This is a genomic window from Mongoliitalea daihaiensis (genome assembly GCF_021596945.1).
In the GTDB taxonomy this organism is placed as follows: domain Bacteria; phylum Bacteroidota; class Bacteroidia; order Cytophagales; family Cyclobacteriaceae; genus Mongoliitalea; species Mongoliitalea daihaiensis.
Map to the genome: position 1 here is coordinate 723,276 of NZ_CP063779.1, position 24,456 is coordinate 747,731.

Sequence of the window (24,456 nt, forward strand, 5' to 3'; positions counted from 1 at the left end):
CGTTGAAGCTTAGCCTTTTTTATTTAACTCAACAGTTGTGGCAGATTCAAACTTTATAGATTACGTAAAATTTTGTTCAAGATCAGGAGCGGGAGGCTCCGGCTCTGTGCATTTTAGACGGGAAAAGCATGTTCCTAAGGGAGGACCTGATGGAGGTGATGGTGGAAGAGGCGGACATATTATCTTGAGAGGGAATGCCCAGCATTGGACATTACTTCACCTCAAATACAAGAAGCATGTCATTGCAGAGGAAGGCAAGAATGGAGAGGGAGGCAGAAGAAAAGGACGTGATGGAAAAGACATTATCTTAGATGTTCCCTTGGGAACAGTTGCTAAAGATGCGGAAACATTTGAAGTTAGATTTGAAATAACAGAGGATGGCCAAGAAGTAATCCTTACCCCCGGAGGAAGAGGGGGACTAGGAAACGACCATTTCAAAACTGCCACCAATCAAGCTCCTCACTACGCACAGCCAGGTGAAGAAGGAATCGAAGAGTGGATTATCCTTGAATTAAAACTTTTGGCAGACGTGGGATTGGTTGGGTTTCCTAATGCTGGAAAATCAACACTATTAGCTTCTATGTCTGCTGCCAAACCTGAAATTGGAGATTATCCATTTACCACTTTGGTTCCCAATCTTGGGGTCATTTCTTACAGAGACGACAAATCCTTCGTCATGGCAGATATCCCGGGAATCATTGAAGGAGCAGCCGAAGGTAGGGGCCTTGGTTTAAGATTTTTAAGGCATATTGAAAGAAATTCAATCCTTTTATTTATGATTCCTGCCGATGCAGAAAGCATTCAAGATCAGTATGGAATTTTATTAAGCGAACTGGAACAATATAATCCAGAATTGCTCGATAAAAAACGTATCCTCGCTATAACAAAAGCTGACATGCTTGATGATGAATTGATGGATGAGATGAGACGAGATGTCCCCAAAGATATACCATCTATATTTATATCATCTGTCAGTCAATTTAATTTGGATAAACTAAAGGATATTCTGTGGCAGGCGATTACCACCGATTAAATGCCACTTTGTCAGTTAAGTCCAGATGGCAAGTGAATTGATATTAATTAATTGCATAAAAAAATAATCCGATGGAAAAAGAAATCATGAATGAAGACGGCGTAAATTCAGCTACCAAAGAAATGAACGAGCAAGAACAACTAACAACTGAAAGCGTTTCTTCTAGTGATTCTTCCACTTCAACAGAAGAAAGCACAACCATTTCAGAAGTAGAGAAGCTCCGGTTGGAGGTGTCTGAAGCAAAAGAAAAATATTTGAGACTGTACTCTGAATTTGACAATTTCAGAAGAAGAACAGCTAAAGAGAAGTTAGAGTTAACGAAGACAGCTTCAGAAGATGTTTTGAGAGAAATCATCCCCATAGTGGATGACTTTGAACGTGCCTTCAAGGCAAGCGAAAAAGAGGAGCATGCAGGCAATGTCAGGGAAGGCAATCAATTAGTTTTTCACAAACTTGTAAAAACATTAGAGTCAAAAGGCTTAACAGCAATGACTGATCTTGTTGGAAAACCATTTGATGCAGAGACACAAGAGGCAATTACCCAAATCCTCGCTCCTTCAGAGGATTTGAAAGGGAAGGTTATAGATGTGGTAGAAAAAGGTTATACCCTTGGAGACAAGGTAGTAAGGTATGCCAAAGTTGTAATTGGAGCTTAAGAAATCATGGCAAAAAGAGATTATTACGAAGTATTGGGGGTAAGCAAAGGTGCAAGCCCGGAAGAAATAAAAAAAGCTTATCGAAAGCTTGCTATCCAATTTCACCCAGATAAAAATCCAGATAATCCAGAAGCGGAGGATAAGTTTAAAGAAGCTGCCGAAGCCTATGAGGTCTTGAGTAACCCAGATAAAAAAGCCCGATATGACCAATTTGGTCACCAAGGATTGGGTGGCAATGGTGGATATGGTGGAGGAGGGATGAATATGGAAGACATATTCTCTCAATTTGGAGATATCTTCGGCGGCGGTGGATTTGATTCATTTTTTGGAGGTGGCAGATCTGGCAGACGTACAAAAAAAGGGACCAATCTTCGAGTTAAGCTCAAGCTGAATCTTAAGGAAATTGCCAATGGCGTAGAGAAAAAAATAAAGGTCAAAAGGCAGGTACTTGCAGAAGGCGTAACCTTTAAAACCTGTCAAACCTGTCAAGGATCAGGACAGATCAAAAAAGTGGTAAATACCATGCTAGGACAAATGGTATCAGCTTCTACTTGCCATTTATGTGGTGGAAATGGTCAGATCGTTGATAAAAAACCAGCCGAAGCAGATTCCAGAGGATTGATCCTCAAGGAAGAGGTTATTGCCATCAATATTCCAGCAGGTGTTGCGGATGGCATGCAGTTAAGTATGTCTGGTAAAGGAAATGAAACCGCAGGTGGAATTCCTGGAGATTTATTGATCGTAATCGAAGAACTAGAAGATGAAATCCTCCAAAGAGATGGCAACAATGTGGTGTATGATTTATACGTTAGTTTCGTAGATGCCGCGCTCGGTGAGCAAATTGAAGTTCCTACAATTGATGGGAAAGTAAAAATAAAAATCGAACCCGGTACTCAAAGCGGAAAAATTTTACGCCTAAAAGGAAAGGGTATCAAAGATTTGCAAGGGTATTCTAAGGGAGATCAATTAATCCATGTTAACGTATGGACTCCTAAACAACTGAGCAAGGAAGAAAGAAGTATTTTAGAGCAATTAAAAACCTCTGAAAACTTCAAACCTGATCCAGGAAAATCAGAAAAAAGTTTCTTTGATAAAATGAAAGAGTTTTTCTAAAATATAAGCCGGATTTATTTCCGGCTTTTTTATTAGATTTCGAGAACCTTTCCACCCAATTGCCGTTTTTAGAAGTTATGTTGAATAAGATTTGCCTGATATTTGGTTTGTTAATCGGCGTACTTTCAGATTTGCAGGCTCAGATTACTAAGGATTTTAAAATACTGGAAAATCAGGGATTTAATCTGGTAGTCTTGGACTTCAACGTTTATAAAGGTGTTTCGAATATAAAAAGAGAGGTCGGTGCAGACCCACTTCATATACATTCACATCTTTCGAAAGTCAATATACTTCCGTCTTTTTCTTATCAGATCAAAGATGAGACGATGTATGCCAATTTAGTCCATAGAAATGTGGAGTCTGAAAGTTTGGGGAAATCTCTCTCATACAAACTATTTCCAAGCAGCAATGATGATTTTGGGCATTCATGGTTTGTTGACCTCAATTCTAATTTTTTATATAACCTAAATCTAAATTTTGGTGTAGGCGTCGCTAATATTGACTTATCACAAATCCCTGTAGCCAATTGCATGATTCGGTCTGCCAGTGCAGATATTAACTTTGACTATGGCCGAAAAACTCCCAATACAGTAAGGATGGACACGTTATCCGTTCTGATAAACATGGGAAATCTTCATGCAAAAAAACTGAATTTATTCAACGCTAAAAAGATGAATTTTGAGGTCAATTATGGCACCATGGATTTGAACTTTTCAGGAGGAATGACTGAAAAAACTCACTTACATGCAGTTGTGGGTGCAGGCAAAATAAACATTACTCTTCCAGATGAAAGCCAGCCTTTCATCATTAAAATAAAGTCAACTGCCATGTGCAGGACATATATCCCCAAACACTTGAAGGATATTGGAAATAAAACCTACATCAGTAAATCTTTTCGGGAGGACGCACCCAACTTGATGGAATTAACTTTAGACGTTTCTGTTGGTTCTGTTACCTTAAAATAGTAATTTTTAGCCATCATCTAAAAACCCTCTAAGGAATTGAATATTCTCGAAATCAAAGAACTGCATAAATCCTATGCAACTACCACCGCACTCGATTCTATAAGCATAGATGTCCCACACCAAGGGATATTTGGACTATTGGGACCCAATGGTGCTGGCAAATCCACGCTGATTCGCATTATCAACCAAATCATAGAACAAGACTCTGGAGAAATCTTTTTTAATGGAGAAAAATTAAATCCTCATCATATCAGCAACATTGGCTATTTGCCAGAGGAAAGAGGCTTGTACAAGAAAATGAAAGTTTGGGATCAACTGATTTTCTTTGCAAGGCTCAAAGGTATGAGTCTTACTGAAGCAAAAAACAGGGTGAAAAGCTGGTTACAAAAATTTGAGATCGAACATTGGCGTAACAAAAGCATCGATGAGCTCTCTAAAGGAATGGCTCAGAAAATACAGTTTATTGCCACAGTAATCCATGAACCACAATTACTGATTCTCGACGAGCCTTTCTCAGGATTTGATCCTGTCAATGCAGAGCTCATCAAAAATGAAATCCTCGAATTGAGAGCAAAAGGAGTAACCATCATCTTATCCACACATAGAATGGAATCGGTAGAATTATTATGTGATACTATTGCACTCCTTCACCGATCCCGTGTGATTCTTCAAGGATCTCTTGAAAGTGTGAAGGATACTTTTGCTGGTGATAAGTACCATGTCAAATTACGGACTCATTCAGAACAAATTCCAGATACATTAATTAAAAGTAGCAATGGCAATATCCATTTATTAGAAGTTGCGCTCGATGGTAAAAAAAGTAATGAATTGCTCCATACACTCATGGAGTATGGGGAGATTTTAGAATTTTCAAAACAAATCCCCAGTATGGAACAGATATTCATCCAACAAGTAAACAATCTCAAACATGGATAAGATTTGGCTAATCATACAGCGGGAATACCTTTCGAGAGTACAGAAAAAATCTTTTCTCCTAGCTACTTTACTTACGCCGTTGATCTTCCCTGCTATCATTGGGCTTTTTCTTTGGATAGCACTTGGAGATATGGACAAACCTTCCCTACGAATTATTGAAGTAGTAGATGAAAATAACCTGTTTTTCATCGAAAGCTCTGATCAATATGCATTTTCATTTTCCAAAAGCTCTTTGGATGATGCCAAACTGATGGTTCAAAATGGCGAACGCTACGGTTTACTTCACATTCCCCCGATTGACTTATCTAAGCCCACAGGATTTGTTTTTTATTCCATGCAAAGTCCAAGCGTTGGAATCATTTCATTTGTAGAAGCAAGTCTGAAAAGAAGAATTGAAGAGCAGCGCTTATACGAAGCAGGGATTGACCCAAAGGTATTAGAGACTTACCGTACCAAGGTCTCCATACAAAACATCACCTTAGACAGTAAAGGCGAAGAAAAAATTAGCAGTGCAACAGTCAATTACGTCATCGGATTTATTGCGGGGATATTAATCTACCTGTTTATTTTTCTCTATGGAAATCAGATTATGCAAGGCGTGATTGAAGAGAAATCAAGTAGAATTGTTGAAATCTTAATTTCATCTTTAAAGCCTTTCCAGTTGATGATGGGAAAGATTGTCGGTATTGGCGCTGTTGGCTTGACTCAATTTGCCATATGGGTGATTTTAATCTCTGGACTTACCTCCATTGTAACAGGGATTTTTGGCCAAAAAATGCCGCAACAACAATTGATGGAGATTCAGATAGAAGGTAGCGGACAGGCATTGGAAAGCTCCAACGAATTTTTAGAGGTTATACAGATAATCCAAGGCATTGACTTTGTTTCCATCATCTTGCTGTTTACCTTTTATTTTATTGCAGGCTATTTATTGTACGGAGCCTTTTTTGCAGCTATCGGAGCTGCTGTAGACAGTCCATCGGAAGCTCAACAATTTGTATTCCCTATTACTATTCCTTTGATTATTTCATACATGGGGTTATTCGTATTTGTCCTCAATGACCCTGATAGCCAAGTTTCGTTTTGGCTATCGATTATCCCACTGACATCACCGATCGCCATGATGGGGAGGGTTTCATTTGGCGTGCCTTGGTGGGAACTATTGACATCTATGAGTCTACTGATTATGGGATTTATCAGTACCGCTTGGCTAGCTGGGAAAATATACAGGATAGGGATCCTGACACACGGCACCAAAGTGAATTACCGGACACTCTGGAAATGGCTAAGTTCTGCGCAATAATAAGGGGGCTCCCCCCTTATCAATCATTCTTCTTCCTCCGAGTAATTGTAACTATCAATTTGCTCTTTAACCCAATCCTTATAACGGGTCAAATGATACTCATCCCATAAACCCTTGTATTTACCAGAATTATTAATCAAAAATCGGAATCCTGTGCTAGCTTTGGGCTTGGAAAGGGCATTGACTAATTCGTCCTGAAATATCTTTTCTTTGACCATTCTATCAGCAAAACTTTCCATCACTAGGTGCTCTTGGTTGGGCTCCATTTTAGTAAATTCTGCATAATTATCCGGATTATCTTCTATCTCATCTAAGACATCTTCCTCTTCAGGGGTCAAATCATAATTGAAATAATCTTCATCATCAGGCATGGAATGAATTTTTTTGTTATCAATTTGATAAAAACAAATCATACCCTTTTGCAGCAACGCTGCCATTTTTTCCACTTCTTTTTCTGAAAGAGTTAACATGGTTTTTGTAATGATAAAATTTTAGGAAAATTAAATAAGTCCATCTAAATATCAAACATTTGCCCCCTACTTCCTTGATATTCTTTTGAAAAGACCATTTCCCTGAACACATCCATATTCAATTCATGTCCACCATCAAATGATTTGTAGTTTACATCAAGACCTAAAGTGGAAATCAATTCTTCCTGCTTTTGTTTCGATTCTTCGGTAATAAATTCATCTTGAGTGCCTTCAACACTGTAAAGCTGCATATTTTTTAGCTTGTTACTAGCAGCATGGACGTCCAAGTCGTGCGCAAATCCACCTGCCCATAACACTAATGTACGAACAGGAATATCCAACTGTGAAACCCATCGCGTGGCGGTAGCTGCACCTTGAGAAAATCCAAGAACATGAACAATGGGAGCCCTGTCCCATTTTAATAAAAGCGTATGCAACAAGGCATTCAAATAACGATGATTATTTGCAATAGCTGTTTCTCGCTCATGCTTGGTCATCCAGTTTGCACCTACTCTCCCCGTAAAACCTTGCAGGTATGTGTAATTCGTAGCTTCAGGGGCCAAAAAAAGAATGTCCTCTGAAAATACTGGTTCGAATTTCTTTAAAAAGAAATTTGCCAATTGTCCATAACCATGCAATACAACCCAAATTTCTTTTTCTTTCCTATTTACTAAATGAGATGTGTAATAGTGAGCTTGATGCTCATATCTGATACTCGCTTTCATCAATCATTCAAATTATTAAACCTAAATGGGAGAAAATTTTCTACTCCCTCGGCTTTTAATACGGTATTTTCTGGTGTAAGGATTAAAATTTCAATAGGCTTATTAAATTTGAGTTCATATTCATTGATCGCTTGCCTACACATCCCGCATGGCGTAACATTGGCAAGCCTATCTAACCCAATTTTCTTTGCTACAATTGCTATTTTTACGGGGCGATTGGTAGGAAAATTGGCCATCGCATAACCCAATGCTATCCGCTCCGCACATGTCCCTACAGGAAAGGAAACATTTTCTTGATTATTGGCGGCAAAAATTTCCCCATTATCCAACATTACAGAGGCGCCTACATAAAACTCTGAGTATGGAGCATAAGCTTTACTCATGAGCTCTTGAGCTTTTTCTAATAGCTTCATTTCATCTAATGACAATTCTGTCAATTGATACTCAACCAAGCTGACAGTCATTTCAATTTTCTTTCGCATGCTTCGCATTTAAATGGGATTGAATTAACGAAAAAAACTTAGAAAATGTTAATTTCTTGATTTATCAATCACAGTATTTTTCTCATTCGGTCTTTTTTAACATTTTGCGGGATACTTAAACCCATCGTGGCCTATGAATACCATCCTCATTTTTGGCGCAGGAAAATCTGCTACCTATTTGATCGATTATTTGCTAAAAACAGCCGCTCAAAAAAATAGGGAAATTGTAATAGCTGACTTGTCACAGTCCTTGGCTGAGGAAAAAATCAAAGGCAACCCCTGCGGGAAAGCAGTAGCTATTGATTTAAAAAATCAAGAACAAAGAAGAAACTTGATAGCAAATGCCAGCATCGTGATTTCCATGTTACCAGCACACTTGCATCCCATCATTGCCAAAGACTGTCTTGCATTAGAGAAACACTTTTTTACTGCTTCCTATGAGTCAGAGGAATTGAATGCTTTTAGAGACGAAATAGAAAAAAAAGAACTCCTTTTTCTCAATGAATGTGGTCTTGACCCCGGAATTGATCACATGTCGGCGATGAAAATCATTGATGCAGCACATGCAAAGGGATATACGATCCAAAGCTTCAAATCCTTTACTGGAGGATTGATGGCTCCAGGGTCAGACAATAATCCATGGAAGTACAAATTCACATGGAATCCAAGAAATGTAGTGCTTGCTGGACAAGGAACCGCTAAATACTTAGACCATAAAGAATACAAGTACATCCCCTACCATAAATTGTTTGAACGCTTTGAGAAAATTGACTTGGGAGATTATGGAATCTTTGAAGGGTATGCAAACAGAGATTCACTTGGATACAGGGAAGTTTATAAACTTCAAAAAATCTCTACACTACTACGGGGGACTTTAAGGAAAGAAGGATTCTGCAACGCTTGGAATGTCTTTATTCAACTGGGGATGACAGACGATTCTTACCTAGTGGATTTTGATACTCCGCAAGGGACCAAACGAGCCTTCTTAAATTCTTTTCTTCCATTTGATAAATATCAATCTATTGAGCAAAAACTCACAAATTTTCTTCCTTGGATAGACGAGGGGATTATGGAAAAAATAGCGTACCTAGGCCTATTTTCAAACGAGCCACTCCCACTCAAACATGGCAGTCCAGCTGCGATTCTTCAAGCCATCCTAGAACCCAAATGGCAACTTCAGGACAGCGACAAGGACTTGATAGTGATGCAGCACATTTTTGAAATCAAAAGCCCTCGAGGAATACAAACACTCAAATCCAGCCTTGTAGAAGAAGGACTCAACCAAACCTACACAGCCATGGCAAAAACCGTTGGACTCCCCCTGGCCATTGCTGCAGATTTGTTCCTGGATGGAAAAGTTCTATCCCGTGGACTCCTTCGACCCACTGTCCAAGAACTGTATGAGCCAATCCTTCATCAATTAGAACAACATGGTATCATATTTCATGAAGACACCCTCGATTAATTACGGGGAGGATTCCAGTTTGAGGGAGGATCTACGGTAGCCCCTTGTACAGTTCTGCAATCATCTGGAATAATCCGGGGTGTCTGCAAGAATTGAAGGTTTTGATTTTCAATGTAAATCTGTTTGGTATCCACTGATGCCGCAATAAAATATCCCAACACCGTTTCATCTGGATTACTCAAACTGATCATATTTCCGCGGATATTGGCTGGAGGCTGATCAAAAACACTCCCTGTAAGACTCACCTGTTGCTCAACCAATCTTAAAAAACGATGAGCTTCCGAAGTAATTCCCAATTGCTGAATCTCTGCCCGATAGGTTCGCTTAAAGCGAAGCCCATTATCCTCAATAAAAGCTACTGGAAGACGATTACTTAACCCATTAAAATCTTCATCGGAAGCTAAAGAAAACCCATTGATTCGTGTAGGATCCACTAAAAAGCATGTAGCACAGCAATCTTTAGGATTTGGCCCTCTTGGATTGGTCGGATGATTCGGGGGAAAAGTGTGCAATTCAGGATTAGCCACCACTACAAACGTCCCTGGAACCGTACGCCAATAATAAAAATTAGTTTGATCTACAGGATCCCTGAAGGAAGCCACGATTTGGACTCCAGACCTATCAAAAACACGGCTATCAGTTGCTACCTGTACGGATCGATAACTAAGTGAATCAATGACAGGTACAGGGTTCACCAATTCCGGTAAAGAAGTATATTCCTTCCCATCTTGTAAAGTAATTTGCAACACATAAGACTTTCCTACTTCCGCCCTAAACCCCCGAGGTGTCTCATAAGCTCCAGGCTCAATTTCCGTAAGGAAAGTAACCTCACCTTGACTATCTCTTACAGCCACTGTAGCCTGACTGACCGGTCGAATCAACCCTTCAAAAACGCTTCCATAGGTATCGGAACGGGTCAGCGTAATTCGATGTGGACCGAAATCCGTGGTTATATATCCATCTACCGTCAACAAACGCTCTCCATCTGGCAATGAAATACGATAAGGATCAATGCAAGATGCAATGGATAAAAAAGAGAGCACTATTATTAATCGTTGAAACATCATCATTAAAATTTAAGCGAGTAACTTAACGTAGGAAGAGGTACACCTAAAATCGCCAACCTGTAAGCCTGAGGGGGTGAACCAGCCTGATCTGCAAAGAATATGGAGAAAGGATTTTTCCTTCCGTAGGCATTCATCACAGCAAATGTCCAATCTCCCTCATAAAACTTTCCTTTCCCTTTCAACTGAAAATTCAAAGATAAGTCTAAGCGGTGAAAATCTGGAATTCGCTGCAGATTCCGATTTCGGAAGAAAGCTAAGGAGTTACCTGCAAAGTCAAACTTAGCCTCTGGGAACGTTACCGGACGACCTGTACTATAAAAGAAAGTCCCCGATAAAGAAACATTGGAAGCAAGCTTATAATTTCCTATTAATGTCAAATCATGTGGTTTGTCAAAGTTTGCAGGAAACCAATTTCCATCATTTATAATTTCTTCCTCAAAAGGAGTCAACACTCTTCTGAGCGCCCTCGAATAGGTATAACTTACCCAACCTGTCAATCTCCCCAAATTTTTCTTAACATACATCTCAACTCCATAGGCTTGACCTATACCAGGGATAATTTCCGTTTCCAAATTATTTTGCAGCAACAATCTTGCACCATCCTTGTAGTCCACTACATTTTGAATGTCTTTGTAGTACACTTCAAAAGAGGTTTCAAAAATATTCCCTTTGAAATTTTTGTAAAGCCCCAATGAATACTGATCGACAATCTGTGGTCGGATAAATTCATCACTCAATTTCCAAACATCGGTTGGTGCAATAGTAGCAGTATTGGATATCAAATGGATAAATTGATACATTTTATTATATCCACCTTTAATAGAAGTCTTGGGATTGATGGAGTATCGAAAAGATGCTCGCGGCCCCAGTCCGTCATAGGATTGAATCACTTCTCCATCTGCATAAGTACGTTCACCAATGACATTAGCCGAATTGATAGGAAGATTTGGACTATAGGCACGAACGGTGCGAGGACCAAAATATTGATAGGTATCATACCTCAAGCCATAAGAGAAACCCAACTTTTCACCAACTTCAAACTCATGTTGAAAATAAACACCGGATTCCCTAGCAAATTCAGGTTGAACCAATTGAGGTAAGACACTGACTTCGCCATTTTCATTCATCCCAGGAATGAGTTCCCCTGGATTGATGGTAATCGTCTTGGTATCTGCACCAAAAGAAAACTTGTTCCGATCACTCAGATTGTATGTCAAGTTAAGTCGCATCCCCACATCTTGTATACCTGATTTCAAATCGAAATTATTGACTCCCGAACGGTTAAATATGCTGAAATCATACAGCGTGTAAAAGCCAATGGCATCTACTAAAAACTTATCCGAAAACTGCCCAGTATAGCGCAGAGAATGACTCAAATTAGTCCATGAAATGGTGGTATCAGAAGCCAACGCAAAATCATCGTAACTGCGATAGAAACTATACGTTAGGTTATGATTTTCGTTAATCTCCCCATACAGTATACCATTCACATCGTTGAAATTCGCCTGACTGGTACGTAAATCAGGGTTATTCAGAGAGTTTAACAACCAATTGATGTATGAACCTCTGAAACCGACCTTGGCAGAAACCTTGTCTTTGATTACAGGGCCATTGACCGACAATTTGCCAGATATAGAACCCGCCATCAAGTCTCCTCCCCAAGTATCCAAACTCCCGGATTTGGGTGTGATATCCAAGATCGATGAACCTCTTCCCCCAAACTTAGTGGGAATTATAGCTTTGTAAAGGGTAAAATCGTTTACTACGTCAGGATTGAAGGCCGTAAATAGACCAAATAAATGAGAAGGATTATAAATCGGTGCACCGGCAAACATGATTAGGTTTTGATCAGCACCTCCTCCACGAACATTCAATCCAGAAGATGCTTCCCCCACTTGTGAAACACCTGGCAAGGTAGCAATGGACCTTATGATATCCACCTCACCCAAGAATGGAGGGAGTTCTTTCAGAGTATTCATGTTGATACTGATCGCACCCATTTCGGTACTCCGTAGATTTTTTTCAGGATCTCTCCCAAAAATCACCACGTCATCCAGCGTGAAATCTTCCTGAATCATAGTCATGCTGATTCTCCCTTCGCCTACTGCTACGATGGGGTAAATTACTGTTTCGTAACCCACATATCGAAACTCCAAGGTGTACTCTGCCCTGTCTAAAACCAAATAAAAATTTCCATTGGTATTGGTTACCTCTGTTTTATTGAGTTCTCGGATCGTCACGGTGGCACCTACCAAGGGCTCCCCAGAAATTTGATCAATCAAGCGCCCACTGATCCGAATATTCTTTAACTCTCCCACATCTCTTCCCACTACTGTCGCTTTTTGCTGAGCATACAATCCTTGGGGAAGAAGTAAAACAAGTGAAAAGATGAAAAGTAAAATCTTTTTCATAAATATCTCATTATCAATTAAAACCTTTAGGATCAAACTCCCATAATTCCATATTACCCGGGAGTTGCAAGTCAGCACTTCTGAGAAAGTATATCAATCCACTATGGACATAAACACCAACATTACTTGCTTGAATGACCCCTGGGAAATCATTCTTCAATGCCCAGTTTAAGTTGCTCATATTCAACTCCCAAATCCTATTGGAACGATTCTCCATTCCAATATATGCCCTTCCATCAATGACAGCCCCAAAACCACCTGTTCCTCCTGGTAAGCCTGGATAATTGGTGACAAATGCCCATGAATCAGTCTCGGGTGTATAGGCAAAAATCTCGCGTGTCTCTGGATTTAAGATGTAAAACTTACCTTCATATACAAAAGAACTATTCGCTTTCGTAACACGAAATGGCGTGTTATTTACCCGCATCCATGTACCAGTGGTCGGGGTGTACCGGTAAGTCTCCTGACCAAATCCATTTTCACCGCCAGCCACATACAAATTCCCGTTCAACTCAAAAGCCAATGCATTGGCTTCTACAAACGGTACATCAGGAAGCTTTAGGAAAGATCCATCTGCTTCTAACTTCCAAAAATCTCCTACTAAGAAAAATGGTAATCGATCAAGAAATAAAGAACCTGATCCAAAATACTGGCTAGAATTAAAAGCAAACCTAACTGGCCTTCCCTCAAAAGATACTTGATACCATTGTTGGGCCAATATATTGAATTTCCACATTTCAGGATTAAACGAAAGTCTCCTGTCAGTCCCTAATCCCACATAAAAATCTGTTCCTTGCTGTAAAAACACATTATCAAAATAGCGCTGTGGACGAGGGAACTCGGAAATTTTCTTGTACGTCCCAATTGTATATTCAAAGAGATCGGGGACAATCATTTCCCTCCCCTGACTAATTACTTTAATTGAAACTACAGGTGCTTCTGCAACAGGTATCCTTACCCTGATACGAGATTCAAAATCAATCCCAATAACTTGCCCCTCCGTCTCACCAAAAAAGACCCTGGAATCAGCCGTAAAATTTCTTCCCAATATATTGATAACATCTCCCTGCCTTCCATTATTCGGTTGCAGGGAGGTAGATGCAGGCTGAAGTGTAGTTAATTCCAAGGTATTGCCAAAAATCAGCTCTCCATCTACCTGAAGAAATGATTTTACAAAATAACGCTGCTCCACTTGAAGCGCTGATGTTTCTCCTATAAATCTACCCGGAGAAAGCCGCTCTCCCAGTGAGATGATCAAAGGCTGTCCAAAACTCTCATTTGTTGAAATATAAAAACCATGATCTGTAGCGCGGACCTCCTGAACAGTAATTACCCTTCCCAATAATCGAACCCGTTCTCCACTTAAGTAAATAACCTCTTCCGTTACCAATGAGGTTGTAAAATCATCAATTTCTTCACAAGAGGAAAAAATACTACCAATGAAAATAAGCATTGAAAGTAAGCCAAACGTGTACTTTTTCATCACAATTGTATTAAATGCAACGCTAAAATTAAACGAATATTTTTTTATAAAAAACAACTAATATTGCTCCAACAGATATAAATGAAATTAGATCAAAAAATCAATAAAAATTCCCTCAGCAAATGAGCATAATCCGAATTAAATTTTCCACTATCATTTTTTATGGCAATTTCATTTTGAAAAAAATTTCTTTCACTTTTTGAAAATCCACAAATCAATCGCAACACAGGTTTATTGGGCTGATCTCTCAGAACTACAGTAGAAAAATGATAAAAACCGCAAGTCTGGGAACGCTTGATTAAATCCATCATCTGCCTTTCGGGCAAAATCACCCAAAACTCCCCCACCTCATCCACTAGAAAAGCAGCAGCTTCAAGCAATTCATCAAAACTCAAGGCATCTGTGTGAAGCGCTAGACTACGCTTCGAATCTACGGACTTGAGGTGATCTGAGAAATAAGGAGGATTACTCACAAGTAAATCAACCGAAGCAGGTTGAGCATTCAAAAGAAATTCTTGAATGGCCATATGCTGAAAGTGTATGCGGCTGACAAATGGACTGGCATCAGCATTAAACTGGGCCTCTTCGAATGCATCCTTATCTATTTCAACCCCGCTGACTAGGCTTTCAGGGTATCGTTGTGCCAGCATGAGGGAAATGACCCCAGTCCCTAATCCTATTTCGAAAATTTTCCCAAACTTAGTTTTGCTCCCAGCCAAAGCACCAAGTACCACCGCATCAGTAGATACTTTCATGGCAGACTTCTCATGTCGCACCCCAAATTGCTTAAACTGAAAATATCCTTTGCGCATGAGTGAGATTATTAAAATTCCGAGGCATGCTCGTAGCCAATATCGGCCGGTAAATTAGGCCCTTCAGCGGCTTCTACCGCCAATCGATCGCATCGCTCATTCTCTGCATTCCCTGCATGACCTTTTACCCACACAAATTTGGGTTTATACTTGACATGCAGTGGAATATACACGCGCCACAAGTCTGGATTTTTTTTATCCTTAAAACCCTTCTTTTGCCAACCCCACAGCCAACCTTTTTCGATGGCATCCACTACATACTTACTATCAGAATAAATCGTCACAGGAATCCCGTGAACTTTCAGTTCTTGCAGTGCTTTGATCACAGCTAATAGCTCCATGCGATTATTAGTGGTCATCCGAAAGCCTCCTGATAACTCTTTGCGGTGTTGCTTGTACAACAATACTGCCCCATAACCACCAGGTCCGGGATTGCCTTTGGCCGCTCCGTCTGTAAAAATTGAAATCATGCACAAAGAAAACATTTAAAAACGAATAATATCCCAAAGTAAGGAGGTAGGATTTGCAAAGCTCCTAATCAAAAGAATAAAAGTACCCTTTACCTCCTTCAAAAATTGGCAAAAAATAGTTTCATATTAATCTCATTTTCAATATTTTACATTCATTTTTAAAAATTTACTCAATAAATTGAGTAAATTTACTCAATAAAACACGTAAATTTGTAAATAGCTATTATTCAACGAAATGAGCTTCTATCGTTCGGACAAAAAAGTAATTCATCATAGACTAGCTAATGAATCACGGAGATTCATCCAAGTCATCTATGGCCCTCGTCAAGTGGGTAAGACTACCCTTGTCAGGCAGGTCATGAAGGAGCTCAACTATCCTTCAAAGTTTGTTGCGGCCGATGCCGTACCTGCGGGGGACCAAGCATGGATCAATCAACAATGGGAAGCAGCAAGGCTTCAGCAATCCCAACAAACAGACAAGCCACTTCTACTGGTCATTGACGAAGTTCAGAAAATCCATAACTGGAGTGAACAGATCAAAGCTGAATGGGATAAAGACAGCTTGGAAGAACGGGATATCAGAGTTGTCCTTTTGGGCTCATCCCGTCTCATGCTCCAACAAGGCTTGACAGAGTCATTAGCTGGAAGATTTGAAGCCACCTATTTGGGGCATTGGACCTTAACAGAGATGAAGACGGCATTTGGACTAAGTGCGGAAGAATACGTATGGTTTGGAGGCTACCCCGGTGCCATTACACTACGAGAAGATGAGGATCGTTGGAAAAGCTATCTTCGGGACTCCTTATTAGAAACAAGTATTTCTAAAGATATCCTAATGCTGACAAGAGTGGACAAACCAGCTTTGATGAAAAGACTCTTTGAGTTAGGCTCCGTCTATTCAGGGCAAATCTTGAGCTTTACCAAAATCATGGGGCAACTCACCGAAGCAGGAAATACGACCACACTTGCCAATTACCTAGAATTACTAAATGATGCAGGCCTGTTGGGAGGCATTGAAAAATACAGCCCAAACATGGTCCGAAAGCGTGCTTCCAGCCCAAAATTCCAAGTTCATAACACCGCTATCATGTCAGGTATTTCCAATGAAAGCTACGAAAGCATCATCGAAGATCACAAAGTCTGGGGAAGATGGGTAGAATCTGCTGTAGGCTCTCATCTGATGAATCAGACCTTTCGAAATAAAAAGTTATCCCTATACTATTGGAAAGAAGGGAATGATGAAGTGGACTTTGTCGTTGAATATCAAAAAAAAGTCATCGGTTTAGAAGTGAAATCTGGACTCACTGGCAAACTCACTGGTATGAATGCCTTCAAAGAAAAGTTTGCCCCTGATAAGCTTTTTGTCATTGGAAACGATGGAATTCCTTGGCAAGAGTTTTTAGCGCTGGATATGACTGATTTATTCTAAAAAGAGGCTGTCTCATAAGTTAATGCTTTAAAATAATGCCAAAATTTTATTTGGTTTGTAATCAGTGAAACTTTGTGCCTTAGAGCCTTCGTGGCATTTCTAGCCACAAAGCCACTAAGTCACAAAGGGATTGATTCTTAAACAGAATTTTGTTTGGTTAATAAATCTGAAGAGCAATTTATGAGACAGCCTCTTTTTGCTTAAAAATATTTTTATAACACACTAATTTACAATTACTTAAACATGTTTTAAAAATTTTACTCAATGTACTGAGTAATTTTACTCAATACATCGAGTAAATAAAATTATTCCCCCTTCCAAAGGGACAGTTCCCCCCAACAATCTAAACAGCTACCATTTCACCAGACATCAATGCTGTCTTGAAAATCTTCACGGCAATCGACAGGAGGATAATCCCGAAAATTCTTCTCAATACATCCAAGCCCGTCTTTCCCAGTTTTCGTTCCAGCCAATTGGTGCTTTTTAATACCGCATAGACAATGGCTAAATTGATGATAATTCCTACTCCAATATTTGCTTGGGTAAACTCTGCCTTCAGTGTCAGAATAGTAGTCAAGGTTCCTGCCCCTGCAATCAAGGGAAAGGCAATCGGGACAATGGATGCCGAAGTGGTCGAGGCTTCTGGGTCAGGCTTAAACAATTCAATACCCAATATCATCTCTACCCCCAGAGCAAAAATGATCAAGGCTCCAGCAATGGCAAAATCCTCTACTCCAATGCCAAAAAGACTCAAAATAGACTTTCCAACAAAGAGAAACAGTAACATCAAAAACCCAGCAGCCAAGGTAGCTTTACCAGATTGTATATGACCTACTTTTTTTCGCAAATTGATGATGATAGGCACGGAACCCAAAATATCAATCACAGAAAATAAAATCAGCGTCACAGAGAAAATCTGCTTGAGATCAAACATGGCTATCAGTAGTTTTTAAGGAAATCCAATAATCTGTTAAACTCCTCATCCGTAATCGCAGGAAAATTGGCAATTCGGAAGCTTGTCGCTTTCAAAGGACCATAACCTCCCCCGAGTTGCATTCCCACTTTTTCGGCTGCTTTTTTGATAGAAGCGATAAAGTCTTCCTTGGCAGTCACTCCCATGACGGTGCTGCTTCTTGCTTGTTCGTTGGTGATCAACATACGCATCTGCGTGGTATTGGCAATGCAGTCTTCCAAGGCACGCATACGCTCCTTGATTTTTTGATCGACTAGCTGTATCTCAGGCATGTCCTGCAAGACTCTTTTGAGCAAGTAAATCCCAAATACATTCGGCGTATAATGGGTCTGATAATTGACAGCATTTTCCAACATAAATGAAAGGCTGTTGTACCTTCCCGACTCCCCTTTTTCCTTGACCTTGGCAATGGCTCTTGGGGAAAGTAATAGGATCCCCAAACCTGCGGGCAAACCAAAACACTTCTGAACCGATGCGTACCAGATATCTCCGTACTGCCAATCCAACGCAATGCCCCCCATGGATGATGTAGTGTCCACAGCAATCAATTTCTCAGGATATTTTGCAGCCACCGCAGCCAGGTATTCATTTCTGACTTGGGTAGCATTGGAGGTTTCATTTTGGGTAAGGCAGATGACGTCATAGGCATGGCCAACATTCAGCGAGGCAACATCTATCACCTCATTGGCATCCAACTTGAGTCCTTGGGTAGCAGGCACAATATGCTTGGCATAATCGAACCATTTTTTTCCAAACGAACCCGAATACACATGGAAGCTGGCTTCCTGTACGATGGACTGAGAAATGATTTCCCAGTTTTCTGTAGCAGAAGAAGTAAACAATAATTTAAAATCAGCTGGCACGTGCAATTTTTCCCGCATCAACTGCTCTACTTCTTGGTATAGGTCCATAAAAACAGCAGAACGGTGATTAGCACTTAAGATGCCTTGTTGGTATGCATCTTGCATATATTGAGGTAGTCCATCGTACACTTTGGACGGCCCTGGAGCAAATGTGATTTTCATGAGTGTGTGATAAAATAATGGATTCCTAATGCGTATCCTTTCAAGCCCAAACCTGAAATCATCCCTACGCAAGCTTGGGAGATGATGCTTTTATGACGAAATTCTTCCCGCTTGTAGATATTGGAGATATGCACCTCTACCGTGGGCGTTTGCACTGCCGCAATCGCATCCGAGATGGCCACCGATGTGTGCGTATATCCTCCAGCATTCAACAATATCCCATCAAAGGAAAAACCTACTTCATGGATTTTGTTGATGAGTTCTCCCTCCACATTCGATTGGTAGTAATGAAGCTCAAGCTGAGGAAATTGCTGCTGCAATTGCTCGAAAAACTCCTCAAAGGATTGACTGCCATAAATTCCCGGTTCCCGCTTGCCCAGCAGGTTGAGATTTGGACCGTTGATGATGATGATTTTCAAAGGAATCTGGTTTAGTGGTTTGAATACCCAAAAGTATCAGTAATTTGGTGCATGCCCAAAATATCCTCTAAAGTTCCTTTGCTTTTTCTGTGATTACTTGCCAATTTTAATCTTTATACAAGCCATGCTTTCCTGGGAAAATCTAACCAAACGTTTTCAGCATTACCTCAAATTAGAACGCTCTCTAAGCGAAAACTCCATTCTCGCCTACCTGCAGGATATGGAGAAGTTACAGCGGTACATGGAGCAGCAGTTTCCCGACACCCCTCCTTTACAAACTCAATTACCCCATCTTCGAAGTTTTGTCAATAGTTTGGCAGCTTTGGAAATCTCAGCTTATACTCAAGCACGGATCGTATCGGGTATCAAGGCCTTTTTTCGGTTTTTGATGTATGAGGACCTGATTACAGAAGACCCGGCCCAGCTACTGGAAACCCCCAAACTAGGAAGAAGACTACCCGACACCCTTAGCTTTCACGAAATCCAATCCATCCTAGAGAGCATCCCTTTGGGCAGTCCCGAAGGACACCGCAATCGGGCTATGTTGGAGATGCTATACAGTTCGGGACTGAGAGTGTCCGAACTCGTTGAGCTCAAACTCTCTCATGTGTATGCCGATGCAGGATTTCTTCGGATTATCGGCAAAGGAAATAAGGAGCGTCTGGTACCTGTGGGACAAGAGGCTTTGAAGTATTTGCATATTTATCTGGAAGAAATACGCGTACACATGCCACTAGTGAAAGGGCATGAGCAATACGTATTCTTAAACCGCCGAGGAAAAAGACTCACCCGAGTGATGGTATTTTTGATTATCAAAAAACAGGTAGAAGCCATTGGATTGGAAAAAAACGTGAGCCCTCACACCTTTCGGCACAGTTTTGCCACTCACTTAGTCGAAGGAGGAGCCGATTTACGTGCTGTGCAGGAAATGCTCGGTCACGAAAGCATCACGACCACAGAAATCTACACCCATCTGGACCGAGATTATTTGAGGCAAGTATTACAAGAGTTTTTGCCGAGGAAAAAATGTTGATTACTCCTATTTGGTTGAATCTTTGGATGACTACTTATTTGTGTTAAATGCCCGAACAGGTCATGTTATCTCTATATATGATTGGAAAGACTTATCATTCATCACATCAGGAATTGAATTTGGCACAGGTCCGGAGGAAATGCTCAGCCCGGTATTTTTACAAGTAGACAAACAGGACAAATCATTTTATGTATACGACCCCAGTCAAAGAAAAATAATTTTTTACGAGCTCTATAAAGTACTTGAAAATAAAATCCTCAGCCCAAAAACAATTGTTAAAACACCGGCAACAGCTGATTTTATGTTTCCTGTATTTCATCTCAAGAATCAGGAAATGATTGCCATAACTTACACCCAAGACAGCCACTTACTGACTTTTTCCAAAGAAGGTGAAGAAATCAGCCGAACAGGTTCTTTTCCTTCTCTTGATAGTAAGCAAGCAACCTTACCCCTTCTTGAAGGTATGGCTTGGGAGGGAAGGCATGCCTACAGCAAGGATAAAAATCTTCTTATAAACAATAATAGGTGTCAACTATACCTTGGATGAAGGACTGATCAAGTTTACTTATTAGTCAGAAAATGGCACATTGGTAGTGGTTGTTGGACTAACATTGTCATTAATCTACTTTTATATTTTTTTACCGGTTGCTGAAAAATGTATTACTTGTATCTGCTCAACAAGTGGAAAGCTACTTGTAAACCCGAGTAAACGAGGAGAATAAATCACTTACCCAATCCCCCTCATAACCACCAAAAAATACCCAATTTTGGGTATTTTTATTCTCAATTACCATGGTTACTTTTATTGAATGAGTTGCAGAATAAAAACGATGATTAAAATCATCCGCTTCAAAGCTGCGCTCATTAAAACAATTACGCTTTTCATTTTACCAACCAATCATTATGAGAAACTTTAAATTTACCCCCCCCTTAACCTTACAGACTTAGTTAATCTGTGCAAAAGTAAGGTTACAATCAAAGCTGTTTCGTTTGTCTTACTACTAGGCCTAGGGTTATTTGCCTCCTCCTGTCTTGAAGAGCAGGAAAAGCTGGCGGAAATCCAGAACCCTGACAAAGGAGAAATACTTCAAGTGAAGCAGTGGTTTGAACAAAGAAAAGAAACATGGATCCCTGAAAAGACAGGGAACGATACCTACCGAGAAGATTCGGGGGAGCTTCGGATGCCCTTCTTCGAAAAAGACCCTGACTGGAGTAAATTCCACTCCTACTATTTCGAGGATGGTCGCAAGGTGTATGAAATCCCTTTGAAAAATGCCGAAGTCTTTCTCCCAAGTGATGTCATGAACTCCTTAAACGTAGAAGAACACGGAACATCTATCATCCAAAACATCCTATTTGTAGAAAGCCCCAGTGTAAACGGAACCTTTTACATGCCCTTGATAGCGCGATACTATCCTTCTGCGGAACAGGATATCAAAGATTTCCAAGAGATATACTACAATAAGATCCCGGCAGACTGGAGCGGAACTTTGGATATTTGGACCTATGACGAACGGTTTTTTGTAGGATTCGGCATAGAGGATGGGCAGATACTAACGACACGGCATCCAGATATTGCTAGCTCTTTAGAAAACAGTTCGAAAAAAGACCCTTCTATCAACCACTTAGTATCATGCCAACGGTACAGAATTACCATTGTAATCCACAACATCGTATTTGCAGGCGCTAATAACTGCCATGTTACACAAGGGGAAACAGAATACCGATATGTCACGGAATGTACTGTAAGTTCAGGAGCTGGACCTTCCTTAGGTGGCATAGATCCTATTTATAATTACCCAGGATCGGGGGTGGGAGGTGCAATAGGCACAATCGGGGATTCGGGGAATATTAAAATTACTATTCCTCCTATACCTCCTGCAAGAGTTGTCATACAGCTAGATGATAGTTTCCGTCAAAATAGACGAGCGGTTTGTCTTCTAAACAAATTAAGGGATAATGGATATTTTGAAGCAATGGCAAAAAAATTTGAAGGAGTAAGTCCGGACATTGAATTAAAACTATTTTTAAATTCTTTAAACAACCCAAGTATTAATGGACAGGCTCAATGGAGAGGAAAAGACCGACCTATGTATATAACAATAAACGAACAAAATTTCCATAATAGATCTTCACTTGAAGTTGCGCGAACAATCCTTCATGAAATGCTACATGCTGACTTTTACAGGGCTCTTAATACTAATCACCCAGATGGACAAGACATGCAGTTTAGAGATACCTTTGATTCTTATGTAAAAATGTATGTGGGTACAGGCGACCAACATCATAATCAGATGGCTAACGAATATCTAGATGTAATGGCTGATATTTTGGCTGATATTCACAAGAAATTAGATTATGAAGCCTTTACCCGTACGGTGAAGGATGTTTATCCTAATGACATCCCAAAAAGCTTCTATAAATCTTTAGCATGGGAAGGATTGGATGGTACCATTGCATTTCAACTGATGAAAAACATGAAACTACCGCCACCCTTGAAAAGTGAATATGAGAAATACAATGAAGCAAAAATGTTTATTAGATACTTAGGGAGTAAATCTTGCTCACAATGAAAATTTTATCCATTATTCTAACTTTGATCTGTATTTGGGGAATTAAGTCCCCATCCCGTAACAGCTCAACACTGAATTCTGATATGTACATTATACTAGTGGACAGGTACGGAGCAAATACAAAATTCTTTCAGGAAGAAGGTAAATACAATGTTCCTGAGAATGCAAGAGCCGAAGAAATAAGGATTTATAGAGATAATTTTAACCACCCATCATTCTTTCTATACCTTGCACATCTCCCATTTCAAGGGCATCAGACAAGGCCCTATTCAAGGAAGGTGTTATCGGAAATGAAGCTTATTTATGATAAAGACTTGAGTTACGAGGATTGGGCAAACTTTGCTATTAAAGACAAGGCCTCGTTTTTTATGATCTTTCAGGACGAATATCTTCATGCTGACAGGTTTACTTTAGGATTTACCATCAATGCTTACCAAATCAATATCCATACAGGAGCCGAAGAATAAAAAACTTCATAATCCGAACGGGAACTACAGAATGAAAAAGCTACTAATAATTATCCCCTTTGCAATGGTTATCATGCTGGCTTTATACCTGCCAAAAGTTTATAAGTCTTACAAAAATGTAACTAATTCAAAATTGCTTGAATTAGGCATGGATAAAGCAGAAGTAATTAGAATTATGGGTCTTCCTGATTCCCAAGGAATTTCATACTTTAATCAATTAGACTCTCTTTATTTTTATCAGCCTCCCTTTGCCGCATCATCGGGCATAGAAATAATTTTCGGAAGTGATGGAAAAGTAACAAAAATAATCCCTTATGAATAACCATTGTATATTGTATTTGATTTTCTAACGTGTTCTAAAAAAGTAGATTGTTGGGATTTGGATAAAAAGGTGAGTAGTGAAAATCTACCACCTTCTTTCCTTCCAGAAGAATTCTTGAAAACCACCTCAAGCAATGAAATATTGTATTATTTTATTTATCTGTACCAGTATATTCAGTTGCATCTCACAGGAAGACAGAGAGACCAAGGCACTGATAGCTGCTGTTTTTGAGAATGAATTAGCCTCGGGTCAAGAAATATTCCTATTTGAAGACGCAGAAACCAATTGGAAGATTCCTTGGCTTGACTCCTGTACGGTGGAAGGAATTTGGAATTTAGAAAGTGATTTTAGGCAGAAAATTTTGATTAAAGACGTTTTTTCACGAGAGGAAACGGAAAGAATCTGCACCGAAGGAAGCGCTCCTTACAAATTTCGAAAAGAATTACTCCCTGATGGTATAAACCTGTCTTCCGAAAGAAGTCGATATGATAGCATTTTAAATGCCTTTTACACGCATATAGGAAAACCTGAAATTGTTGAACTTGATGTAGCTCTGAGAGCATACAGTACCTATAGAAGTTTTTCAAAACCAGTATTTTTCCGTGAGTTTACTTATGCATGCTTATACCAATCATATGAAGGCCCTCATCTTGCTGTGTACAAAAAAGAACATGGAAAGTGGAAAAGGTATTTTAGTGTTACCTTTTTGTTGGTGTAATTTTTCTATTTCTCATCACTTACCCCCCCTCGTACCCACCAATAAATACCCAATTTTGGGTATTTTTATCCCCGTTTCATCAGGGTACATTTGTTGTGGAACTAAA

The 24,456-nt window shown here is 39.8% G+C and carries 25 protein-coding genes; 14 read left to right on the top strand and 11 right to left on the bottom strand.

Features of this window, described 5'->3' with window-relative positions:
• Positions 1–37 precede the first annotated feature (37 nt).
• The 6 genes from obgE to IPZ59_RS02900 all read left to right on the top strand — a co-directional run bounded on the left by obgE (position 38) and on the right by IPZ59_RS02900 (position 6,006).
• Positions 38–1,033, top strand: a complete 996-nt coding sequence (gene obgE / locus IPZ59_RS02875) for a GTPase ObgE (RefSeq protein ID WP_236138380.1) — start codon at positions 38–40, stop codon at positions 1,031–1,033.
• A gap of 71 nt (positions 1,034–1,104) precedes the next feature.
• A complete protein-coding gene (locus IPZ59_RS02880; protein WP_236138381.1) occupies positions 1,105–1,689 on the top strand; it encodes a nucleotide exchange factor GrpE in 585 nt (194 codons plus the stop codon).
• 6 nt (positions 1,690–1,695) lie between these two features.
• A complete protein-coding gene (gene dnaJ, locus IPZ59_RS02885; RefSeq protein ID WP_236138382.1) occupies positions 1,696–2,802 on the top strand; it encodes a molecular chaperone DnaJ in 1,107 nt (368 codons plus the stop codon).
• 77 nt (positions 2,803–2,879) lie between these two features.
• Positions 2,880–3,767 (top strand): hypothetical protein, encoded by an 888-nt coding sequence (locus IPZ59_RS02890; protein WP_236138383.1) that lies wholly within the window; start codon positions 2,880–2,882, stop codon positions 3,765–3,767.
• Positions 3,768–3,803: 36 nt separating this feature from the next.
• Complete coding sequence (locus IPZ59_RS02895; protein WP_236138384.1) at positions 3,804–4,703, top strand: ABC transporter ATP-binding protein; 900 nt, start codon at positions 3,804–3,806, stop codon at positions 4,701–4,703.
• Positions 4,696–6,006 (top strand): ABC transporter permease, encoded by a 1,311-nt coding sequence (locus IPZ59_RS02900; protein ID WP_236138385.1) that lies wholly within the window; start codon positions 4,696–4,698, stop codon positions 6,004–6,006. The genes IPZ59_RS02895 and IPZ59_RS02900 overlap by 8 nt, the downstream gene beginning before the upstream one ends.
• A 23-nt stretch (positions 6,007–6,029) precedes the next feature.
• Here the strand turns inward: IPZ59_RS02900 and IPZ59_RS02905 are convergent, their stop codons facing one another.
• The 3 genes from IPZ59_RS02905 to IPZ59_RS02915 are packed head-to-tail and all read right to left on the bottom strand — an operon-like array spanning position 6,030 to position 7,683.
• Positions 6,030–6,476: a UPF0158 family protein gene (locus IPZ59_RS02905; RefSeq protein ID WP_236138386.1), complete on the bottom strand. Its 447-nt coding sequence runs from the start codon at positions 6,474–6,476 to the stop codon at positions 6,030–6,032.
• Positions 6,477–6,520: 44 nt separating this feature from the next.
• On the bottom strand, positions 6,521–7,201 hold the full coding sequence (locus IPZ59_RS02910) for an alpha/beta hydrolase (RefSeq protein WP_236138387.1): 681 nt from the start codon (positions 7,199–7,201) through the stop codon (positions 6,521–6,523).
• On the bottom strand, positions 7,201–7,683 hold the full coding sequence (locus IPZ59_RS02915) for a cytidine deaminase (protein ID WP_236138388.1): 483 nt from the start codon (positions 7,681–7,683) through the stop codon (positions 7,201–7,203). The genes IPZ59_RS02910 and IPZ59_RS02915 overlap by 1 nt, the downstream gene beginning before the upstream one ends.
• 133 nt (positions 7,684–7,816) lie before the next feature.
• On the opposite strand from IPZ59_RS02915, the gene IPZ59_RS02920 reads away from it, so the two are divergent.
• Positions 7,817–9,148: a saccharopine dehydrogenase C-terminal domain-containing protein gene (locus IPZ59_RS02920; RefSeq protein WP_236138389.1), complete on the top strand. Its 1,332-nt coding sequence runs from the start codon at positions 7,817–7,819 to the stop codon at positions 9,146–9,148.
• Here IPZ59_RS02920 and IPZ59_RS02925 read toward each other — a convergent pair.
• From IPZ59_RS02925 to rnhA, 5 genes are all read right to left on the bottom strand, one after another.
• Positions 9,145–10,212: a DUF4249 domain-containing protein gene (locus tag IPZ59_RS02925; protein ID WP_236138390.1), complete on the bottom strand. Its 1,068-nt coding sequence runs from the start codon at positions 10,210–10,212 to the stop codon at positions 9,145–9,147. The genes IPZ59_RS02920 and IPZ59_RS02925 overlap by 4 nt on opposite strands.
• Positions 10,213–10,217: 5 nt before the next feature.
• Positions 10,218–12,626 (bottom strand): TonB-dependent receptor, encoded by a 2,409-nt coding sequence (locus IPZ59_RS02930; protein ID WP_236138391.1) that lies wholly within the window; start codon positions 12,624–12,626, stop codon positions 10,218–10,220.
• 13 nt (positions 12,627–12,639) lie between these two features.
• Positions 12,640–14,109 (bottom strand): IPT/TIG domain-containing protein, encoded by a 1,470-nt coding sequence (locus IPZ59_RS02935; RefSeq protein WP_236138392.1) that lies wholly within the window; start codon positions 14,107–14,109, stop codon positions 12,640–12,642.
• Between the two features lie 92 nt (positions 14,110–14,201).
• On the bottom strand, positions 14,202–14,921 hold the full coding sequence (locus IPZ59_RS02940) for a tRNA1(Val) (adenine(37)-N6)-methyltransferase (RefSeq protein ID WP_236138393.1): 720 nt from the start codon (positions 14,919–14,921) through the stop codon (positions 14,202–14,204).
• A gap of 11 nt (positions 14,922–14,932) precedes the next feature.
• Positions 14,933–15,391 (bottom strand): ribonuclease HI, encoded by a 459-nt coding sequence (rnhA, locus tag IPZ59_RS02945; RefSeq protein ID WP_236138394.1) that lies wholly within the window; start codon positions 15,389–15,391, stop codon positions 14,933–14,935.
• 235 nt (positions 15,392–15,626) lie between these two features.
• Between rnhA and IPZ59_RS02950 the strand changes: the two genes are divergently transcribed.
• Complete coding sequence (locus tag IPZ59_RS02950; RefSeq protein WP_236138395.1) at positions 15,627–16,820, top strand: ATP-binding protein; 1,194 nt, start codon at positions 15,627–15,629, stop codon at positions 16,818–16,820.
• Between the two features lie 343 nt (positions 16,821–17,163).
• Here the strand turns inward: IPZ59_RS02950 and IPZ59_RS02955 are convergent, their stop codons facing one another.
• From IPZ59_RS02955 to aroQ, 3 genes are read right to left on the bottom strand one after another with little or no spacing between them, the layout of a single operon-like run.
• Complete coding sequence (locus tag IPZ59_RS02955) at positions 17,164–17,754, bottom strand: MarC family protein (protein WP_236138396.1); 591 nt, start codon at positions 17,752–17,754, stop codon at positions 17,164–17,166.
• Between the two features lie 5 nt (positions 17,755–17,759).
• Positions 17,760–18,818 carry an aminotransferase class V-fold PLP-dependent enzyme gene (locus tag IPZ59_RS02960; protein ID WP_236138397.1) on the bottom strand — a complete coding sequence of 353 codons (1,059 nt, stop codon included), beginning with the start codon at positions 18,816–18,818 and terminating at the stop codon, positions 17,760–17,762.
• On the bottom strand, positions 18,815–19,237 hold the full coding sequence (gene aroQ / locus IPZ59_RS02965; RefSeq protein WP_236138398.1) for a type II 3-dehydroquinate dehydratase: 423 nt from the start codon (positions 19,235–19,237) through the stop codon (positions 18,815–18,817). Before aroQ ends, IPZ59_RS02960 begins: the two co-directional genes overlap by 4 nt.
• Before the next feature lie 124 nt (positions 19,238–19,361).
• On the opposite strand from aroQ, the gene xerD reads away from it, so the two are divergent.
• The 6 genes from xerD (at position 19,362) to IPZ59_RS02995 (ending at position 24,350) form a co-directional block, all read left to right on the top strand.
• Positions 19,362–20,270 (top strand): site-specific tyrosine recombinase XerD, encoded by a 909-nt coding sequence (gene xerD, locus IPZ59_RS02970; RefSeq protein WP_236138399.1) that lies wholly within the window; start codon positions 19,362–19,364, stop codon positions 20,268–20,270.
• A gap of 10 nt (positions 20,271–20,280) precedes the next feature.
• A complete protein-coding gene (locus IPZ59_RS02975) occupies positions 20,281–20,817 on the top strand; it encodes a TolB-like 6-bladed beta-propeller domain-containing protein (RefSeq protein ID WP_262912249.1) in 537 nt (178 codons plus the stop codon).
• Between the two features lie 544 nt (positions 20,818–21,361).
• Entirely contained in the window at positions 21,362–22,843 is a 1,482-nt protein-coding gene (locus IPZ59_RS02980; RefSeq protein ID WP_236138401.1) for a hypothetical protein, read from the top strand.
• Positions 22,844–22,926: 83 nt separating this feature from the next.
• Positions 22,927–23,310, top strand: a complete 384-nt coding sequence (locus IPZ59_RS02985; protein ID WP_236138402.1) for a hypothetical protein — start codon at positions 22,927–22,929, stop codon at positions 23,308–23,310.
• 31 nt (positions 23,311–23,341) lie between these two features.
• Positions 23,342–23,632 (top strand): hypothetical protein, encoded by a 291-nt coding sequence (locus IPZ59_RS02990; RefSeq protein ID WP_236138403.1) that lies wholly within the window; start codon positions 23,342–23,344, stop codon positions 23,630–23,632.
• Positions 23,633–23,765: 133 nt separating this feature from the next.
• Positions 23,766–24,350, top strand: a complete 585-nt coding sequence (locus tag IPZ59_RS02995; protein WP_236138404.1) for a hypothetical protein — start codon at positions 23,766–23,768, stop codon at positions 24,348–24,350.
• The last annotated feature ends 106 nt before the right edge of the window (positions 24,351–24,456 follow it).

Excerpts from the sequence above, each read along its gene's own strand:
- IPZ59_RS02930 (WP_236138391.1), bottom strand. The coding sequence starts at position 12,626 with ATGAAAAAGATTTTACTTTTCATCTTTTCACTTGTTTTACTTCTTCCC.
- IPZ59_RS02960 (WP_236138397.1), bottom strand. The coding sequence starts at position 18,818 with ATGAAAATCACATTTGCTCCAGGGCCGTCCAAAGTGTACGATGGACTA.
- IPZ59_RS02890 (WP_236138383.1), top strand. The coding sequence starts at position 2,880 with ATGTTGAATAAGATTTGCCTGATATTTGGTTTGTTAATCGGCGTACTT.
- IPZ59_RS02950 (WP_236138395.1), top strand. The coding sequence starts at position 15,627 with ATGAGCTTCTATCGTTCGGACAAAAAAGTAATTCATCATAGACTAGCT.
- IPZ59_RS02925 (WP_236138390.1), bottom strand. The coding sequence starts at position 10,212 with ATGTTTCAACGATTAATAATAGTGCTCTCTTTTTTATCCATTGCATCT.
- IPZ59_RS02990 (WP_236138403.1), top strand. The coding sequence starts at position 23,342 with ATGAAAAAGCTACTAATAATTATCCCCTTTGCAATGGTTATCATGCTG.
- IPZ59_RS02915 (WP_236138388.1), bottom strand. The coding sequence starts at position 7,683 with ATGCGAAAGAAAATTGAAATGACTGTCAGCTTGGTTGAGTATCAATTG.
- IPZ59_RS02940 (WP_236138393.1), bottom strand. The coding sequence starts at position 14,921 with ATGCGCAAAGGATATTTTCAGTTTAAGCAATTTGGGGTGCGACATGAG.
- xerD (WP_236138399.1), top strand. The coding sequence starts at position 19,362 with ATGCTTTCCTGGGAAAATCTAACCAAACGTTTTCAGCATTACCTCAAA.
- IPZ59_RS02985 (WP_236138402.1), top strand. The coding sequence starts at position 22,927 with ATGTACATTATACTAGTGGACAGGTACGGAGCAAATACAAAATTCTTT.
- IPZ59_RS02955 (WP_236138396.1), bottom strand. The coding sequence starts at position 17,754 with ATGTTTGATCTCAAGCAGATTTTCTCTGTGACGCTGATTTTATTTTCT.
- IPZ59_RS02995 (WP_236138404.1), top strand. The coding sequence starts at position 23,766 with ATGAAATATTGTATTATTTTATTTATCTGTACCAGTATATTCAGTTGC.
- IPZ59_RS02880 (WP_236138381.1), top strand. The coding sequence starts at position 1,105 with ATGGAAAAAGAAATCATGAATGAAGACGGCGTAAATTCAGCTACCAAA.
- IPZ59_RS02905 (WP_236138386.1), bottom strand. The coding sequence starts at position 6,476 with ATGTTAACTCTTTCAGAAAAAGAAGTGGAAAAAATGGCAGCGTTGCTG.
- dnaJ (WP_236138382.1), top strand. The coding sequence starts at position 1,696 with ATGGCAAAAAGAGATTATTACGAAGTATTGGGGGTAAGCAAAGGTGCA.
- rnhA (WP_236138394.1), bottom strand. The coding sequence starts at position 15,391 with ATGATTTCAATTTTTACAGACGGAGCGGCCAAAGGCAATCCCGGACCT.
- IPZ59_RS02900 (WP_236138385.1), top strand. The coding sequence starts at position 4,696 with ATGGATAAGATTTGGCTAATCATACAGCGGGAATACCTTTCGAGAGTA.
- IPZ59_RS02910 (WP_236138387.1), bottom strand. The coding sequence starts at position 7,201 with ATGAAAGCGAGTATCAGATATGAGCATCAAGCTCACTATTACACATCT.
- IPZ59_RS02920 (WP_236138389.1), top strand. The coding sequence starts at position 7,817 with ATGAATACCATCCTCATTTTTGGCGCAGGAAAATCTGCTACCTATTTG.
- IPZ59_RS02935 (WP_236138392.1), bottom strand. The coding sequence starts at position 14,109 with ATGAAAAAGTACACGTTTGGCTTACTTTCAATGCTTATTTTCATTGGT.